Origin of the sequence: Azospirillum agricola (assembly GCF_020005195.1) — a bacterium.
In the GTDB taxonomy this organism is placed as follows: domain Bacteria; phylum Pseudomonadota; class Alphaproteobacteria; order Azospirillales; family Azospirillaceae; genus Azospirillum; species Azospirillum agricola.
Genome location: NZ_JAIFZR010000004.1, coordinates 980765 through 996800 on the forward strand (window position 1 = coordinate 980765; position 16036 = coordinate 996800).

General features: G+C 69.5%; 17 protein-coding genes. 15 read left to right on the top strand and 2 right to left on the bottom strand.

Annotated features, from left to right (window positions below; genetic code table 11):
* Nucleotides 1-56: 56 nt before the first annotated feature.
* From metX to JN22_RS13165, 3 genes are all read left to right on the top strand, one after another.
* Complete coding sequence (gene metX, locus JN22_RS13155; RefSeq protein ID WP_085554335.1) at nucleotides 57-1256, top strand: homoserine O-acetyltransferase MetX; 1200 nt, start codon at nucleotides 57-59, stop codon at nucleotides 1254-1256.
* 66 nt (nucleotides 1257-1322) lie between these two features.
* Nucleotides 1323-1889 (top strand): methionine biosynthesis protein MetW, encoded by a 567-nt coding sequence (gene metW, locus JN22_RS13160; RefSeq protein ID WP_143268321.1) that lies wholly within the window; start codon nucleotides 1323-1325, stop codon nucleotides 1887-1889.
* 96 nt (nucleotides 1890-1985) lie between these two features.
* Nucleotides 1986-2561, top strand: coding sequence for a PRC-barrel domain-containing protein (locus JN22_RS13165; RefSeq protein ID WP_085554337.1), 576 nt, complete (start codon nucleotides 1986-1988; stop codon nucleotides 2559-2561).
* A 61-nt stretch (nucleotides 2562-2622) separates the two neighbouring features.
* On the opposite strand, the gene JN22_RS13170 is transcribed toward JN22_RS13165, so the two are convergent.
* Nucleotides 2623-4026, bottom strand: a complete 1404-nt coding sequence (locus JN22_RS13170; protein WP_143268281.1) for an MFS transporter — start codon at nucleotides 4024-4026, stop codon at nucleotides 2623-2625.
* A gap of 139 nt (nucleotides 4027-4165) precedes the next feature.
* Here JN22_RS13170 and JN22_RS13175 point away from each other — a divergent pair, with 139 nt between their 5' ends.
* Together JN22_RS13175 and JN22_RS13180 are read left to right on the top strand one after the other, a co-directional pair.
* Complete coding sequence (locus JN22_RS13175) at nucleotides 4166-4351, top strand: hypothetical protein (protein ID WP_085554338.1); 186 nt, start codon at nucleotides 4166-4168, stop codon at nucleotides 4349-4351.
* 8 nt (nucleotides 4352-4359) lie between these two features.
* Nucleotides 4360-4557, top strand: a complete 198-nt coding sequence (locus JN22_RS13180; protein WP_085554339.1) for a hypothetical protein — start codon at nucleotides 4360-4362, stop codon at nucleotides 4555-4557.
* A 138-nt stretch (nucleotides 4558-4695) separates the two neighbouring features.
* Here JN22_RS13180 and JN22_RS13185 read toward each other — a convergent pair whose 3' ends face one another.
* Nucleotides 4696-5580 carry an IclR family transcriptional regulator gene (locus JN22_RS13185; protein ID WP_085554340.1) on the bottom strand — a complete coding sequence of 295 codons (885 nt, stop codon included), beginning with the start codon at nucleotides 5578-5580 and terminating at the stop codon, nucleotides 4696-4698.
* 216 nt (nucleotides 5581-5796) lie between these two features.
* Between JN22_RS13185 and JN22_RS13190 the strand changes: the two genes are divergently transcribed.
* The 10 genes from JN22_RS13190 to JN22_RS13235 all read left to right on the top strand — a co-directional run bounded on the left by JN22_RS13190 (nucleotide 5797) and on the right by JN22_RS13235 (nucleotide 16035).
* Nucleotides 5797-6735 carry an MBL fold metallo-hydrolase gene (locus JN22_RS13190; RefSeq protein WP_085554341.1) on the top strand — a complete coding sequence of 313 codons (939 nt, stop codon included), beginning with the start codon at nucleotides 5797-5799 and terminating at the stop codon, nucleotides 6733-6735.
* Nucleotides 6736-6971: 236 nt separating this feature from the next.
* Complete coding sequence (locus tag JN22_RS13195) at nucleotides 6972-8570, top strand: FAD-binding oxidoreductase (RefSeq protein WP_085554342.1); 1599 nt, start codon at nucleotides 6972-6974, stop codon at nucleotides 8568-8570.
* A gap of 25 nt (nucleotides 8571-8595) precedes the next feature.
* The gene (locus JN22_RS13200) at nucleotides 8596-9852 is read left to right on the top strand and encodes a 3-isopropylmalate dehydratase large subunit (RefSeq protein ID WP_085554343.1); all 1257 of its coding nucleotides are present in this window, start codon (nucleotides 8596-8598) and stop codon (nucleotides 9850-9852) included.
* A gap of 8 nt (nucleotides 9853-9860) precedes the next feature.
* Nucleotides 9861-10409 carry a 3-isopropylmalate dehydratase small subunit gene (locus JN22_RS13205; RefSeq protein WP_085554344.1) on the top strand — a complete coding sequence of 183 codons (549 nt, stop codon included), beginning with the start codon at nucleotides 9861-9863 and terminating at the stop codon, nucleotides 10407-10409.
* Nucleotides 10393-11256 carry an isocitrate lyase/PEP mutase family protein gene (locus tag JN22_RS13210; RefSeq protein ID WP_085554345.1) on the top strand — a complete coding sequence of 288 codons (864 nt, stop codon included), beginning with the start codon at nucleotides 10393-10395 and terminating at the stop codon, nucleotides 11254-11256. Before JN22_RS13205 ends, JN22_RS13210 begins: the two co-directional genes overlap by 17 nt.
* 61 nt (nucleotides 11257-11317) lie before the next feature.
* Nucleotides 11318-12448 carry an ABC transporter substrate-binding protein gene (locus JN22_RS13215; protein WP_085554346.1) on the top strand — a complete coding sequence of 377 codons (1131 nt, stop codon included), beginning with the start codon at nucleotides 11318-11320 and terminating at the stop codon, nucleotides 12446-12448.
* 219 nt (nucleotides 12449-12667) lie between these two features.
* Nucleotides 12668-13546, top strand: a complete 879-nt coding sequence (locus JN22_RS13220; protein ID WP_085554347.1) for a branched-chain amino acid ABC transporter permease — start codon at nucleotides 12668-12670, stop codon at nucleotides 13544-13546.
* Nucleotides 13543-14550, top strand: a complete 1008-nt coding sequence (locus tag JN22_RS13225) for a branched-chain amino acid ABC transporter permease (protein ID WP_085554348.1) — start codon at nucleotides 13543-13545, stop codon at nucleotides 14548-14550. Before JN22_RS13220 ends, JN22_RS13225 begins: the two co-directional genes overlap by 4 nt.
* Entirely contained in the window at nucleotides 14547-15335 is a 789-nt protein-coding gene (locus tag JN22_RS13230) for an ABC transporter ATP-binding protein (RefSeq protein ID WP_085554349.1), read from the top strand. Before JN22_RS13225 ends, JN22_RS13230 begins: the two co-directional genes overlap by 4 nt.
* On the top strand, nucleotides 15328-16035 hold the full coding sequence (locus JN22_RS13235) for an ABC transporter ATP-binding protein (protein WP_085554350.1): 708 nt from the start codon (nucleotides 15328-15330) through the stop codon (nucleotides 16033-16035). The genes JN22_RS13230 and JN22_RS13235 overlap by 8 nt, the downstream gene beginning before the upstream one ends.
* Nucleotide 16036: the final 1 nt, after the last annotated feature.

Here is a 16036-nt window from a genome sequence, read left to right on the forward strand (position 1 = left end):
GAAGCCCGGCTTCGTAGCTATACGGTTCCCGTCCCGCCCAAGGCTTCCAAGCGCCCATGCCCGCGTCCCAACCCTCCGTCGTCGTTCCCGCCGACGCGGGTCCCCTGCCCGGCCAGCGGGTCCGGCTGGGCGTGACCACCCCGATGCGGCTGGACAGCGGCGCCGAGCTGGGCCCGTTCGAGATCGCCTACCAGACCTACGGCACGCTGAACGCCGACAGGTCCAACGCGATCCTGATCTGCCACGCCCTGACCGGCGACCATTTCGTGGTTGAGAGGCACCCGGTCACCGGCAAGCCCGGCTGGTGGGAGATGCTGGTCGGCCCCGGCCGCCCGGTCGACACCGACCGCTATTTCGTCATCTGCTCCAACGTGCTGGGCGGCTGCCTGGGCAGCTCCGGCCCGAAGGACATCAACCCGACGACCGGCCAGCCCTACGGCCTGTCCTTCCCGGTCATCACCATCGGCGACATGGTGCGCGCCCAGAAGCTGCTGGTCGAGCATCTCGGCATCGACCAGCTGTTCTGCGTGATCGGCGGCTCGATGGGCGGGATGCAGGTGCTGCAATGGGCGGTCGCCTACCCCGAATCGGTGTTCGCGGCCTGCCCCATCGCCACCGCCGCCCGCCATTCGGCGCAGAACATCGCCTTCCACGAGGTCGGGCGTCAGGCGATCATGGCCGACCCCGAATGGCGCGGCGGCAACTACCTGCTGGAAGGCACCCGTCCGGAGTCCGGTCTGGCGGTGGCGCGCATGGCGGCGCACATCACCTACCTGTCGGAAACCGCGCTGCACCGCAAGTTCGGGCGCAACCTCCAGGACCGCAAGTCCATCACCTACGGCTTCGACGCCGATTTCCAGGTGGAGAGCTACCTGCGCTACCAGGGGGCGGCCTTCGTCGAGCGGTTCGACGCCAACTCCTACCTCTACATCACCCGCGCGATGGACTATTTCGACCTCGCGGCCGACGCGGGCGGAACGCTGGCCAACGCCTTCCGGCCGGGCGGCAAGACCACGCCGGTGCGCTTCTGCCTCGCCAGCTTCAGCAGCGACTGGCTGTTCCCGACCGCCGAGTCGCGGGCCATCGTCCACGCGCTGAACGCCGTCGCCGCCAACGTCAGCTTCGTCGAGTTCGAGACCGACAAGGGCCACGACGCCTTCCTGCTGGACGAACCGGAGTTCCATCAGGTCATCCACGGCTTCCTGGAGGGTTGCGCCGAGCATCGCGGCCTGACCGTCCGCCGCCGCGCCCGCTGACGACCCGAGAAGCCGAGGACCAGACAGACCGTGGACATCCGTGACGACCTGAAGCTGATCGCCGAGATGGTGGAACCGGGCAGCCGCGTGCTGGACGTCGGCTGCGGCGACGGCGCGTTGCTCGACTATCTGACCCACGCGAAGAACGTCGATGGTCGTGGCATCGAGCTGAGCATGGACGGCGTCCGGCAATGCGTGGCGCAGGGCCTGTCGGTGATCCAGGGCGACGCCGAAACCGACCTGAAGGACTACCCGGCCGACGCCTTCGACTATGTGATCCTCGGCCAGACCCTCCAGGCGATGCGCAACCCGCGCGAGGTGCTGGACCTGATGTGCCGCATCGGCCGGCGCGCCATCGTCTCGGTGCCGAATTTCGGCTATTGGCGCGTCCGGCTCCAGCTTCTGCTGACCGGGCGGATGCCGGTGACGGAAAAGTTGGGCTACCAGTGGTGGGAGACGCCCAACATCCATTTCTGCACGCTGCGCGACTTCGTCGTGCTGACCGAGGAGATGGGAATCCGCATCGAGCAGGCCCGCATTCTCGACCGCGCCGGCCGCGTCACCGGCCGGGCGCATTCGGGTTTCGCCAACCTTCTGGGCGAACAGGGCGTCTTCCTGCTGAAGCGCGACTGAACGGAATAGCGGGGATCCGAAAGCCGGGCCGGCAACCCGGAGCCGCTTCCGGGTGTTTAGGGAAAAAGCTCTTTTCCCCACCGGAAGGCCCGTCCCATGCCCCGCCCTCTCCTGTTCGCCCTGCCCGCCGCCGCCCTGCTGCTCGCGGGAGCCGCCCAGGCCCAGATCGTCAACCCCGACCAGACCGAACCCGGCCGCAGCACGACCGCCCAGACGGTGCCGCCGGCCGCCGCGCCGCCGCCGCTGATGACCGCGCCGCGCCCCGACGACCGGCCGACCACCGACCCGCTGGCCTCGCCGTCGGGCGTCGGCGGCTCGGCGCCCTCCAACGAGGTGCAGAACCCGTCGCCGCCGGTCGCCTCGCTGCCGCCGGACGCGCTGACGGCGCCCCAGGCGCAGGCGATGGTCGGAACCGAGCTGCGCACCCGCGACGGCCAGGTCGGCGGCCGGATCCTCGACTTCACCATGGCGGAACCAGACGGGCGCATCGCCCGTGTCGTGCTCGCCCCCAACGACGTGCTGGGACTGGGAGCCAAGATGGTGACGGTGCCGGTGACGGCCCTGAAGATGGACGACGGCACCCCGACGCTCGACATGGACGCCGCCGAACTCGCCCAGGCGCCGGGCTTCGCCTACGGCATCGACCAGCGCACGCTGATCCGGCGCCAATGATGCGTCAGGAATGATCCGTCAGGAATGATCCGCCGGCGCCGGCGGCCGGGAGCGCGTCCGCTCAGCGGACGCGGCGGCGCAGGCTGCCGGTCAGGCAGGCGACGAGGCACAGGCCGGCGCCCAGCGCCATCGACCACACCGTGCCGTCGGCCTTGCCCAGCCCGCTGAACAGCAGGCCGACGGCCGCCGCCCCCAGCGTCTGGCCGAGCAGCCGGCCGGTCGCCTGGATGCCGCTGGCCCCGCCGCTGCGCTCCTTGGGCGCGCTGCTGACCAGCACCTTGTTGTTGGGCGTCTGGAACAGGCCGAAGCCCAAGCCGGCCAGCGCCATCCGCCACGCCACGTCCCAGAAGGCCGGGTCGGCCGGCAGCGTCCCCATCAGCGCCAGCCCGGCGGCGAACAGGGCCAGCCCGGCGCCGCTCAGCAGGCTCGGCTCGTAGCGGTCGGCCAGCCGTCCGGCCAGCGGAGCGACGAGCGCCACCGCCACCGGCCAGGGCGTCATCAGCAGGCCGGTGTCGCCCTGGCTGCGCCCCAGCACGTCCTCGAAGAAGAAGGGCAGCGCCACGAAAGCGATGTTCTGCGCCGCGAAGGAGCAGACCGACGTCACCACCGACAGGGCGAAGACCGGCCGGCGCAGCAGATCGACCGGCAGCAGCGGCGCCGCCTGCGACAGCCCGCGCCGCACCAGCGCCACGCCGAAGGCCAGCGCGCCGCCCAGCTCCAGCCCGGTCATCCAGTGCGGCTGGCTGCCGTCCAGCCCCTTGAAGCCGAGGATCGCCAGCCCGAGCGTCAGCGCGTTCAGCGCGGCACCCGCCGTGTCGAAGCTGTGGACGGAGCGCGGCGAATGCGGCAGCGCCTTCGCCGCGACCGCCAGCGCCGCCAGCCCGATCGGCACGTTGACGGCGAACAGCCACGGCCAGGAGGCGACGGAGAGGATCAGCGCCGCGACGCTGGGGCCGGCCGCCGTCGTCACCGCGACGATCAGCGCATTGTAGCCCACCCCGCGCCCGAGCTGGGCCGTCGGGTAGATGTGGCGGACCAGCGCCAGGCTGACGCTCATGATGCCGGCGCCGCCGAGTCCCTGGAGCACCCGCGCCGCCGTCAGCAGCGGCAGCGAATCCGCCAGCGCGCAGGCCAGCGACGCCACGGTGAACACCGCCAGCCCGCCCCAGTAGACCCGGCGGTAGCCCAGGATGTCGCCCAGCGAGGCGAGCGGGAACAGCGAGATGGTGACGGCGATCTGGTAGGCGTTCACCACCCAGATCGATTGCGCCGCGTCGATGGCGAACTCGCGCTGGATCGTCGGCAGGGCCATGGTGGCGACCACGCCGTCCAGCACCGCCATGACCAGCGCCGCCGTCATCGCCGCCATCGCCCAATAACGCTGCGGAACCGGAAGGCCGTCGGCGGCGGGAACGGCGGGGGACGGCGCGGCGGCGGATGGGGCGGGCGATGGGCTGTGCGGCATGGGCCGGGAGCATAAGGGGCGGATTATCCCCCGCCCTCCCGATTTCTTCGCATGCAAGCGTTGCGGCGGCGGAACGGGGAACCCGCCGCGACGCGCCCCTGTTGGAGAGGAACTGTCTTCAACCGCAGGAGCGGCTTCGATGACCAAGCACATTCCCCCCGTCCCGCCCGCCGGACGCAGCAACAAGGGTCCGGCCGGCGTGCCGGAGAGCGCCCCGGCCGACACGGCGGCCGGCAACGCGCCGCCGGCGAACCTGAAGGAGCAGGACCGCCAGGGCAACGCCGCCCAGAACACCACCCATCAAGGCCTTCAACAGGACCGGTGAGACCCATCATGACGAAGCGACACGAGGCCACCGACCGCCATCACGGCGGCCCCGGCAGCAGCCGGCAGAACGCCGACAAGCCGCAGGCCCCCGCCGAGAAGCACCCCCGCCCCGGCGAGCCGACCAACACCGAGCGCAGCCACATCTCCGGCGGCGGCGGGGAGCGCGACATCCACCACACCCACGATCCCCGGACCAAGAGCTGACGGAATTCGGGCGCCCTTCGCCCGCCGGACGGGAGAGGGGCGAGAGCGCGGCCGGAGCGGCCGAATTCCATTCACCGAAATCAGTGTTGCTCAGCGATACAACGGCCGGAGCGAGCGATCGCTCCGGCCGTTGCCGTCTCAATCGCCGAGCGCCAACTGCGCCCGCGCCGCCCGGTGCAGGGGCGGCACCCGACCGGGGTAGAGATTGGCCGAGATGTCGCGCACCGCGCCGCGCAGCTCCTCCAGGAAGGCCGGCTGGCCGTTGCGGATGATGTGCGGGGTCAGGCCGGTCAGGCTCACCGAGGCGACCAGCGCGCCGTCGGGGTCGAAGACCGGCATGGCGATGGCCGACAGGCCCTCGTAGACGTCGTCCACCGCCACCGCCCAGCCGCGTTGCCGCACCGTCTCCAGCTCCTCCAGCAGCACGGCCGGATCGGTGGTGGTATAGGGCGTCAGGCGGGTGGTGCCGCGCGCCAGCACCCGCGCCACCTCCTCCTCCGCCAGAAAGGCGAGCAGCACGCGCGGGGCGGCGCCGCAGTTCATCGGCAACTGCCCGCCGACGATCCACCAGCGCACCTCGACCGAGCGGTCGCTGTGGAACTGGTCGAGGCAGATGGCGGCCCCGTCGTGATAGACCGACAGGAAGACCGTGCTGCCGGTGGCCTTGGCCAACCGCGACAGCACGGTGGCGGCGATCTGGCGCAGATCGCGCCGCTCCGGCACCACCCCGGCCAGCTTCAGGATCTCCAGCCCGAGGCTGTATTTCTGGGTCTGCGCGTCGAACACCGCGAAGCCGTCCTGCACCAGCGTCAGCAGGATGCGCCGGGCCGTGCCCTTGTCGAGCTTCGCCGCCCCCGCGATCTCGGTCAGCGAGAGCGACGGCCCCTCCTGGTAGAAGCTGCGCAGCACGGCGAGCGCGCGGGACACGGCGCGGACGCTCAGCCCGTTCTTTTCCGTCCCTTGCTCCGTCCCCTGTTCCGTGGCCTGCTCGGCGCCCTGGGTGTCGTCCTGATCCTTGTCCATAAGCAAAACCTCTCGTGGATGGCGAGCCGCCGGGTCCCGAACCGGTCGGATTCATCCCGTTCCGGTAGCATTCGTTGGTCGCGCCCCGTTGCGCAAGCCCAATGTCGGGTCCGCCCATCGGTGTTGCAGAGTGATACCATATTTGCCTGTTGACACTCTTCATGGCAAATGGTTTCCTTTGCGAACAAACAGAACAAACGGCAGGAGGGGAGGCGGATGACCACCATCGCCCACACCCAGACCCCCCACACCATTTCGCCCCACACCATTTCGCTGGGCGCCTTCACGGTCACGCGGATCGAGGAGATGCTGACGCCGGGCTTCGATCCGGCCTTCCTGTTCCCGGCCTATGAGGACGCCATCCTCGAGGCGGATCCCGATCTCGCGGCCCCGAACTTCCTCGACCCGGCGTCGCGCCGCCTGATGTCGAGCATGCATTCCTGGCTGATCCGCACCGGCGACCACGTCATCCTGATCGACACCGGCTGCGGCAACGGCAAGCACCGCGACACGCCGGGCTTCGAGCGCTTCCACATGCTCGACAAGCCCTACCTCCAGCGCCTCAAGGAGGCCGGCGTGCGGCCCGAGGAGGTGACGCTGGTCATCAACACCCACCTGCACATCGACCATGTCGGCTGGAACACCCAATGGGTGGACGGCCGCTGGGTGCCGACCTTCCCCAACGCCCGCTACATCTACGGCGCCAAGGAGTTCGCGCACTGGCGCTCGCCGACCGGCGGCCTGGTCACCATGCCGGGCAACGGCCCGGTGATGGAGGACAGCGTGATGCCGGTGTGGGAGGCGGGCCAGGTCGAGCTGATCGAGAGCGGCGACCGCATCCTCGACGGGCTGGAGGTCGAGCTGGCGCCCGGCCACACGCCGGGCCAGCTCTTCGTCACGCTGGAGTCCGGCCGCCACGCGGCGGTGTTCACCGGCGACTGCCTGCACCAGCCGATGCAGATCACCCGGCCCACCTGGAACAGCCGCTTCTGCGAGGACCAGACCGAGGCGGTGGCGACGCGCCGCCGCCTGCTGGATTTCGCCGCCGACCGCGAAGCCCTGGTCTTCCCCGCCCATTTCGGCGCGCCGCACACCGGCTTCGTGCGCCGTCGCGGCGAGGATTTCCGCTTCGAGCCACTGAACGGGACGGTGTGAGCGCCGGCAGCGAGATTCCCTCTCCCGCCCCGGGAGAGGGAAGGGGCTCGCGACAGCGGGAAGGGTGAGGGGGTATCCGAGGATCAAAGCCTATTGTTCCCGGAGAACCCCTCACCCTCCCCATGCTCCGCATGGGTCCCCTTCCTCTCCCGGGGCGGGAGAGGGCTCAAAAAAGCCGGGCGCCACCGATCCAACGACCCGAGTTTTTCGACACTCTGACGCAGAGGCACATTTCGATGAGCATCGCCGCCCTCGAAGGCTCGGCCACCCTGCCGGCCACCCTGCTCGACGACCTGCGCGCCGCCCTCGGCGCCGAAGCCGTGCTGGACGACGAGAAGAGCCGCAACTTCTACGCCAACGACGTCTTCTGGCAGCCGGGCGTTGCCCCGCTCGCCATCGTCCTGCCGCGCACGGCCGACGAGGCCGCCGCCGCCGTGGCCGCCACCGCGAAGGCCGGCGTCGCCATCGTGCCGCGCGGCGGCGGAATGTCCTACACCAAGGGCTATCTGCCCAAGCGCCCGGATTCGATCATCGTCGACGGCCGCAAGCTGAACCGCGTCGTCGAGCTGAACACCGCCGACCAATATGTGACGGTCGAGACCGGCTGCACCTGGGCGGCGCTGAACGAGGCGCTGGAGGGCACCGGCCTGCGCACCGGCTATTGGGGGCCACTGTCGGGCATCAACGCCACCATCGGCGGCGCCCTGTCGCAGAACAGCGCCTTCTTCGGCTCCGGCGTCCACGGCACGGTGGCGGAGACGGTGCTCGGCGTCACGGTCGTGCTGGCCGACGGCCGCAAGGTCACCACCGGATCGGGCGGGCGCGTCGGCGCCAAGCCCTTCAACCGCTTCGGCGGTCCCGACCTGACCGGCCTCTTCCTCGGCGACAACGGGGCGATGGGGCTGAAGGTCTCGGCCACCCTGCGCCTCTACCCGCACCCGGAGAAGGTGGATTTCCTGTCCTTCGGCTTCCCGACCATGCAGGCGATGGCGGCGGCCCAGGTCGAGATGGCGCGCTCGCGTTGCGTCTCGGAAGGCTTCGGCATCGACCGCACCAAGATCGAGCATTCGGCCAGCGTCAACAAGCTGTCGGACGGGCTGAAGACACTCGGCAACCTCGCCATGGGCGGCAAGTCGCTGCTCCAGGGCGCCAAGGACGCGCTGGGCGTGGCGACCGCCGGCACCGCCTTCCTCAAGGCGCACAACTTCACCCTCCATCTGGTGGTGGAGGGGCGCACCGACGGCGAACTGCGCCATTCGCTGGACACGCTGCGCGCCATCGGCAAGCGCCACGGCACCGAGATCGAGAACAGCGTGCCCAAGGTGATGCGCTCCAAGCCCTTCGGGCCGGTGCGCGGCATGCTGGGGCGCGACGGCCAGCGCTGGGTTCCCATCCACGCCGTCTTCCCGCTCGGCGACGCCGCCAAGGTGGTCGACGCCAACGACGCCTTCTTTGCCGGGAAGCGCGCCTTCATGGAGACTCACGGCATCATCTATTCGGTGATGACGATGACGGTCGGCAACGACTTCTTCCTGGAGCCGGCCTTCTACTGGGACGACGAGATCACCCCGCTGCACGCCGCCAGCCTGGGCGAGGAGGTGGTGCGCCCCTGGCGCGACCGTCCGGCCAACCCAGGCACCCGGCAGGCGGTGGCGGAGCTGCGCCGCGCCACGCAGGAACTCTACGCGGGACTCGGCGGCATCAGCTGGCAGGTCGCCCGCGACTACCCCTTCCGCGAAATCCTTTCGCCCGAGACCTGGGCGCTGCTCGAAGGCGTCAAGCGCGCCGTCGATCCGCAGGGCCTGATGAATCCCGGCGCGCTCGGCCTCGACTGAGCGCACCGGAACGGAGACCGCCGCCATGGGCCACACCATCACCGAGAAGATCCTGGCGCGCGCGGCGGGGCTGCCCGCCGTCCGCGCCGGCCAGGACATCAAGGCGAAGCCGGACTTCGTCCTCGCCTACGACTTCCCCGGATACACCGACGTCTATTTCAAGACGATGAAGGAGGATTTCGGCATCGAGCGGGTCGCCGAGCCGGAGCGCTTCGGCATCTTCATCGACCACATGGTGCCGACCGCCACCGCCAAGGAAGAGGAGCTGCACATCAACACGCGCAACTGGTGCGCGGAGAACAAGGTGCCGCTGTTCGAACGGCGCGGCATCGGCCATCAGGTGGCCTGCGAGGTCGGCTACGCGACGCCCGGCGCCTTCGCCGTCCATTTCGACGGCCATGTCAGCCAGATGGGCACCTTCGGCACGCTCGCCATCGGGCTGCGCCGCAACGTGCTGGAAGCCTTCGTCAGCGACACCGTGTCGCTGCGCGTGCCGCACACCGTGCGGGTGAACCTGCACGGCTCCTTGCGGCCGGGCGTGATGGCGCGCGACGTCTTCCATCATCTGGTCCGCGTGCTCGGCCCCAGCTCCTGCCGCTTCCAGGTGCTGGAGATCGGCGGGCCGGCGGCGGCGGCGATGAGCACGGAAGGTCTTCAGACCATCACCGGGCTGGCGATGTTCACCGGGGCGCTGACCGCCATCGTCAACCCCGACCCGGTGCGGCTCGACTACGCCCTGCCGCGCGCCCGCAAGAAACTCGATCCGGTGTCGAGCGACGCGGACGCCGAGTATTCGGCGGTCCACGAGGTCGATCTGTCGGCGCTGGAGCCCATCGTCGTGGTGCCGCCGACCCCGGCCGACACCCGCGACCTGACCGAATTCCTGGGCCTGGAGATCCACGCCGGCTATCTGGGATCCTGCGCCTCGGGCCGGTTGGAGGACATGCGCGTCGCGGCCAGGATCCTGAACGGCCGTCAGGTGAAGGGCGGCGTCTCGCTGCACATCATCCCGACCAGCCAGGAGCTGATGGCGGCGGCGGCGCGCGAGGGGCTGATCGCCACCCTGGTGGAGGCCGGCGCCTTCGTCTCCTCGCCGAGCTGCGACTACTGCTTCGGCCGCATCGCGACGATGACCGCCAACCAGCGCGCGGTGTCCACCGGGACGCTGAACGTGCGCGGCCGCATGGGCAGCCCGGATTCAGAGATCTACCTGTGCAACGCCGCCGTCGTCGCGGCCTCCGCCATCGAGGGCCGGATCGCCGATCCGCGCCCCTATCTGTGAGGCCCGCCATGGCGCTCAACCCCTTGCGCGGCCGCGTCGCCTACATCTTCGACGAGGTCAATTTCGACGTCGACCAGATCGTCGGCGTCAAGAACATCAAGATCACCGACGTGGAGGAGCTGGCGAAGCTCGCCATGCAGCCCTACGACCCGGATTTCGCCACCAAGGTGAAGCCCGGCGACCTGCTGGTCGGGGCCGACAACTTCGGCTACGGCCACCCGCACTACCCGCCGATGAAGGCGATGCGGCACCTCGGCATCACCGGGGTGATCGCGGAGTCCTTCTCGCCCGGCTACTGGCGCGGCGAGATCAGCATGGGCTTCCCGCAGGTGAGCTGCCCCGGAATCCTCGGCTTCGTCCGGCGCTGGGACGAGCTGGAGGTGGATTGGACTACCCACACCATCCGCAACGTCACCCAGGGGACGGAGATCGCCTTCGAGCCGCCACCGCAGTCGGACGCCGAGATGATCGAGGCCGGCGGCCTCGTCCCCTACCTGAAACGCCAAGCTGCTGAACAACGCGAACGGAAAGGAAGCGAGCATGTCCAGGGGGCCTGAGTTCCGCAACCGCATTCTCGCGCGGAAGACCGTCTGGTCGGCCGGCGCCTACGACGCGCTGTCGGCCCGCTTCATCGAGCAGGCCGGTTTCGACGCCCTGATGACCTCGGGCTTCGGCGTGTCCGCCTCCTTCCTCGGCCAGCCGGACGCCGAGCTGTACACCATGTCGGAGAACCTGACGGTGGTGCGCAACGTCGTCTCGGCGGTCAAGCTGCCGGTGATCGCCGACATCGACACCGGCTACGGCAACGCCATCAACGTCATGCGCACGATCCGCGAGTTCGAGGCGGCCGGCGTCTCGGCCGTCATCATGGAGGACCAAGTGGCGCCCAAGCGCTGCCCGATCTGCGTCGGCGGGGTCGAGGTGATCCCGCTGGACGAGGGGGTCGCCAAGATCCAGGCCGCCGTCGCCGCCCGCCGCGACCCCAACATGCTGATCATCGCCCGCACCGACGCGGTCGATCCGGCCGAGGCGATGAAGCGCGGTCGCGCCTATGCCGAGGCCGGCGCCGACATGATCCAGCCGATCAGCAAATGCTTCAGCTCGATCGACGGGCTGCGGGCGATGCGCGAGGCGGTCGGCGTGCCGCTGTCGCTGCAACTGCTGGGCTGGCTGGAGAAGGACCTGTCGCCGGCCGAGGTCGAGGAGGTCGCCGGCATGGCGACCTACGCGCTGGTGCCGCTGATGACGGTGGCCTCCGCGCTGAAGGAGAATCTGGCGGCGCTGGCGCAGCGCCGGTCCACCAAGGATCTGCCGCGCCCGGTCACCGACCACAACAGCTTCATCGACTTCATCGGCTTCCCGGAGATCGAGGAACTGCAAAAGAAATACCTCAAGAGCGCCTGAACCGGCGCCGGCCTCATCCCACTGGCCCGACTCAACAAAGCGACAATCAACGGAGGAAACCATGCTCGGAAGGCGCGATCTCATTGCGGCGGCGGCCGCCTTGGCCCTGTTCGCCCCCCTGGCCGGCGCCCAGGCCCAGCAGCCGCCGGTGCGCATCGCCCTCATCGGGCCGATGAGCGGCACCGGCGCCTTCGAGGGCCAGCTCGGCCTGGAGGGCGCCCAGGCGGCGGCGGCCATCATCAACGCCAAGGGCGGCGTCGCCGGCCGCAAGCTGGAGCTGGTCACCTACGACGACAAGGGCTCGCCCGAGGACGGCGTCAGCGCCGCCAAGCGCGCCATCGAGCAGGACAACGTCGACTTCATCATCGGCGGCTGGTTCAGCGCCGTGGCGCTGTCGATGAAGGAGGTCACGCGGGACAAGATCATCACCGTGATGACCAGCTCGCAGCACCCCAAGGTGACGGAAGAGGGCCACAAGTACCTGTTTCGCCTCAACGCCACCTCGGCGATGATGTCCAGCTTCTATTCGAAGGCGATCTGCAACCAGATCAAGCCGAAGTCGGTCGCCTTCATGAACGTCAACGACGACTGGGGGCGGTTGGAGCTTGAGAACTACACCAAGCTGCTCGGCGCGTGCGGCATCGAGGTGAAGGGTCACGAGTTCTACAACCGGACCGACACGGACTTCACGACCGCGCTGACCAAGCTGAAGGCGATGAATCCGGACGCCATCTATGTGGCGGCGATCAACACCTCGCAGGGCGCCACCATCTACCGGCAGGTCCGGCAGACCGGCTTCCGCGGCAAGGTGATCGCGTCCGCCGGCAACATGAACCCCAAGCTGGTCGAGCTGTCGGGCAACTCGCTGGAGAGCGTCTATTCGGCCTCGCCCTTCGTCGAGGACAACGGCCAGCCCTCGATGAAGCCGTGGCTGGCGGAATACCGCAAGTCCTACAAGAACGAGCCGTCCTTCATCGCGGCGCTCGGCGCGCAGGGCGTCGAGGTCATCGCGGCCGGCGTCACCGCCACCGGCGGCGATCCGCGCGCCTACGACAAGATCGCCGCCTATCTGAAGGCGAACGAGATCCCGACCGTGCTCGGCAACGTCCGCTTCTCCGAGCAGGGCCAGGCGACCCAACCGATCCACCTCGTCCAGGTCAAGAGCAAGCAGATCGTCGCCGTCCGCGACTGACGCCAGCCGTGCCGTCTCTCCCTCTCCCGCCCCGGGAGAGGGAAGGGGCCCGCAAAGCGGGAAGGGTGAGGGGCGATCGGCAGCATGGATTGAGCCGCACGCCCGCTAGCCCCTCACCCTCCCCACCGCTGCGCAGCGGGTCCCCTCCCTCTCCCGGGGCGGGAGAGGGATTCTCGCTCCGTCCCTCCGGCACCCCGACAAGGGAAGGTTCCCATCTCCATGGATGTCACCGTCTTCGCCCAGCAGATCGCGAACGGCTTGGTCAACGGGATGGCCTATGTGCTCATCGCCACCGGGCTGACGCTGGTCTTCGGAGTGCTGCGCATCGTGAACTTCGCCCATGGCGAATTCTACATGCTCGGCGCCTACCTCACCTACTTTGCCGGAACCCTGTTGGGGTTGGACTACATCACCGCCGCCGTGCTCGGCGCCGTGGTGGTGGCGGCGCTCGGCGTCGCCGCCAACAAGCTGATCTTCTGGCCGCTGCGCCGCGACCACGAGTTCACCATCCTGCTCTCCAGCCTGGGCCTCGCCCTGCTGATCGCCAACAGCGGCGAGCTGCTGTTCGGCGCCGACCCGAAATACGTCGAGAGCCCCTTCGCCGACGAGGTGCTCGACATCGGCACCGTCACCCTGACCCAGCAGCGCGTGCTGGTGTTCGGCGCCGCCGTCGCGGTGCTGGTGGCGGTCTATCTCTTCATCCGCTACTCGCGCTTCGGCAAGATGATGCGGGCGACCGCGCAGAATCCCGACGGCGCCGCGCTGACCGGCATCAACATCGGGCTGGTCCACAGCTACACCTTCGCGCTGGCCTGCGGGCTGGCCGCACTCTCCGGCGCGCTGGTCGGACCGACCGTGATGATCTTCCCGACCATCGGCAACTGGGCGGTGCTGAAGGGCTTCATCGTGGTGATCATGGGCGGGCTCGGCAGCGTCACCGGCGCGCTGTTCGCCGGTCTGCTGCTCGGCGTCATCGAATCGCTGGGCGGCGGCTACATTTCCCTCGGCTTCATGGAGGCGATCGGCTACGCGATGATCATCGCGGTCCTGCTGTGGCGCCCCAACGGCCTGTTCAGCACGGCAAGGGGGCTGCGATGAGCACTCACACCACCGCCTCCTCTCCCGGAACCTCCACCGGCGTTCCGGGCGGCATTCCCGGCGGCACGCTGGGGCTCGCGGGCGGCGCGCTGCTGCTCGGAATCCTGCCCTTCCTGGCCGGCAACGCCTATCTGGAGCATCTGCTGGTGCTGTGGATGCTGTACGCGCTGCTGGCGCTCAGCCTCAACATCATCATCGGCTATCTCGGCGAGCTGTCCTTCGGCCACGCCGCCTTCGTCGGCGTCGGCGCCTACACCTCGGCAATCCTCTCGACCCAACTCGGCCTGCCGCCGCTGATCGGGCTGCCGCTGGCCGGCATCGTCGCAGCGCTGTTCGGTCTGGTCATCGGCTACGCGGCGCTGCGCGTCGTCGGGCCGCAGTTCGCCATCCTGACGCTGGGCTTCGGCTCGATCCTCTACACCGTCACCAACCACTGGGTGGATCTGACGCGCGGGCCGATGGGCATCTCCAACATCCCGCCGCTGTCGCTCGGCCCCATCACCTTCGCCGAGGCGCGCGAGACCTACTATCTCGTGCTCGCCCTGGTGCTGATCGTCGCCTTCCTGTGCCACGCGCTGGTCAACAGCCGCACCGGCCGCGCCTTCATCGCCGTGCGCGAGAACGCGCCGCTGGCCGCCTCGCTCGGCGTCAACGTCTTCCACACCAAGCTGCTGGGCTTCGTCGTCGCCACCGCCATCGCCGGCGTCGGCGGCGCCATCTATGCCCACTACATCAAGGTCATCACCCCCGACATCATGGGCGTGCACAACGTCGCGGCGCTGATCATCGTCGTCGTCGTCGGCGGGCGCGGCACCATCGCCGGGCCGATCCTGGGGGCGCTGGTCTACATCGGCCTGCTGGAATCGCTGCGCGTCGCCGGGCCGCTGCGCATGGTGGTCTTCGCCGCCTTGCTGACCGGCACCGTGGTCTTCCTGCCGGGCGGTCTGGTCAGCCTGTGGAGCCGCTGGCGCGGCCCCCGCCACGCCGAAGGAGGCGCCAAATGAGCACCGCCATGAATGGGGAAATCCTCTCCGTCAGCGGCCTGACCCGCGTGTTCGGCGGCCTGACGGCGGTGCGCGACGTCGAGCTGTCGGTGCGCGCCGGCGAGGTGGTCGGGCTGATCGGCCCGAACGGCGCCGGCAAGACGACGCTGTTCAACATGCTGGGCGGCTCGCTGCCGCCCTCGGCCGGGCGCATCCGCTTCGACGGCGCCGACTGCACCGGGCTGCCGTCGCACGCCATGGGCCAGCGCGGCGTCTCGCGCACCTTCCAGATCACCAGCGTCTTCCCCAGCCTGAGCACGCTCGACAACGTGCGCAGCGCCGCCTACCGCACGACGAAGGCCGGCTGGGGCGCCGCCGTCTTCCGCACCGCCGCCTATCGCAACGAGGAGGCCGACCTGCACCGCCGGGCGATGGAGACCCTCGCCTTCTGCGACCTTGACCACCGGGCCGACACGCTGGCCGACGCGCTGTCCTACGGCGAGCAGCGCCGGCTGGAGATCGCCATCGCGCTGGCCGCCCAGCCGCGCCTGCTGCTGCTCGACGAGCCGGCCGCCGGCATGAACCCGGAGGAGGGCCAGCGGCTGGTCGAGATGATCCGCCGCATCCGGGCGCGCGGCGTGACCGTGCTGCTGGTCGAGCACCACATGCGCGTCGTCGCCGCCGTCTGCGACCGGCTGTTCGTGCTCGACCACGGGGTGAAGATCGCCGAGGGGCCACCGTCCCAGGTGCTCAACGACCCTGAGGTGATCCGCGTGTATCTGGGACGGGAGACGGTCGATGCTTAAGGTCGAGAAGCTTCAGGTCAGCTACGGCCACCGCGAGGCGGTGCACGACGTGTCGCTGAGCGTCGAGGCGGGCGAGATCGTCACGCTGGTCGGCTCCAACGGCGCCGGCAAGACGACGACGCTGAAGGCGATCTCCGGCCTGCTGCGCCCGTCGGGCGGGAGCATCGTCTTCGAGGGCGAGCGCATCGACCGGCTGGCGCCGCACCAGATCATCGAGCGAGGCCTCGTCCATGTCCCGGAGGGCCGGCTGCTGTTCCCCGAGATGACGGTGCTGGAGCATCTGGAACTCGGCGCCCTGCGCGGCCGGCCGGGCGCGATGGGCTTCCCCGAACGGCTGCGCTGGGTCTACGACCTCTTTCCGGTGCTGTCCGAGCGCCACGCCCAGAAGGCCGGCACCATGAGCGGCGGCCAGCAGCAGATGGTGGCGATCGCGCGCGGCCTGATGGCCAACCCGAAATGCCTGATGCTGGACGAACCCTCGCTCGGCCTCGCGCCGATCATGGTCGACACGCTGGCCGACACCATCAGGAACCTGCACGGCACCGGCATCACCGTGCTGCTGGTCGAGCAGCGGGTGGATCTCGCCCTGCGGCTGGCCGACCGCGCCTATGTGCTGGAGACCGGCCGCGTCGTCATGCAGGAGGCCGCGCACACCCTGCTGGCCGACCCGCGCATCAAGACCGCCTATCTCGGCCTGTGAG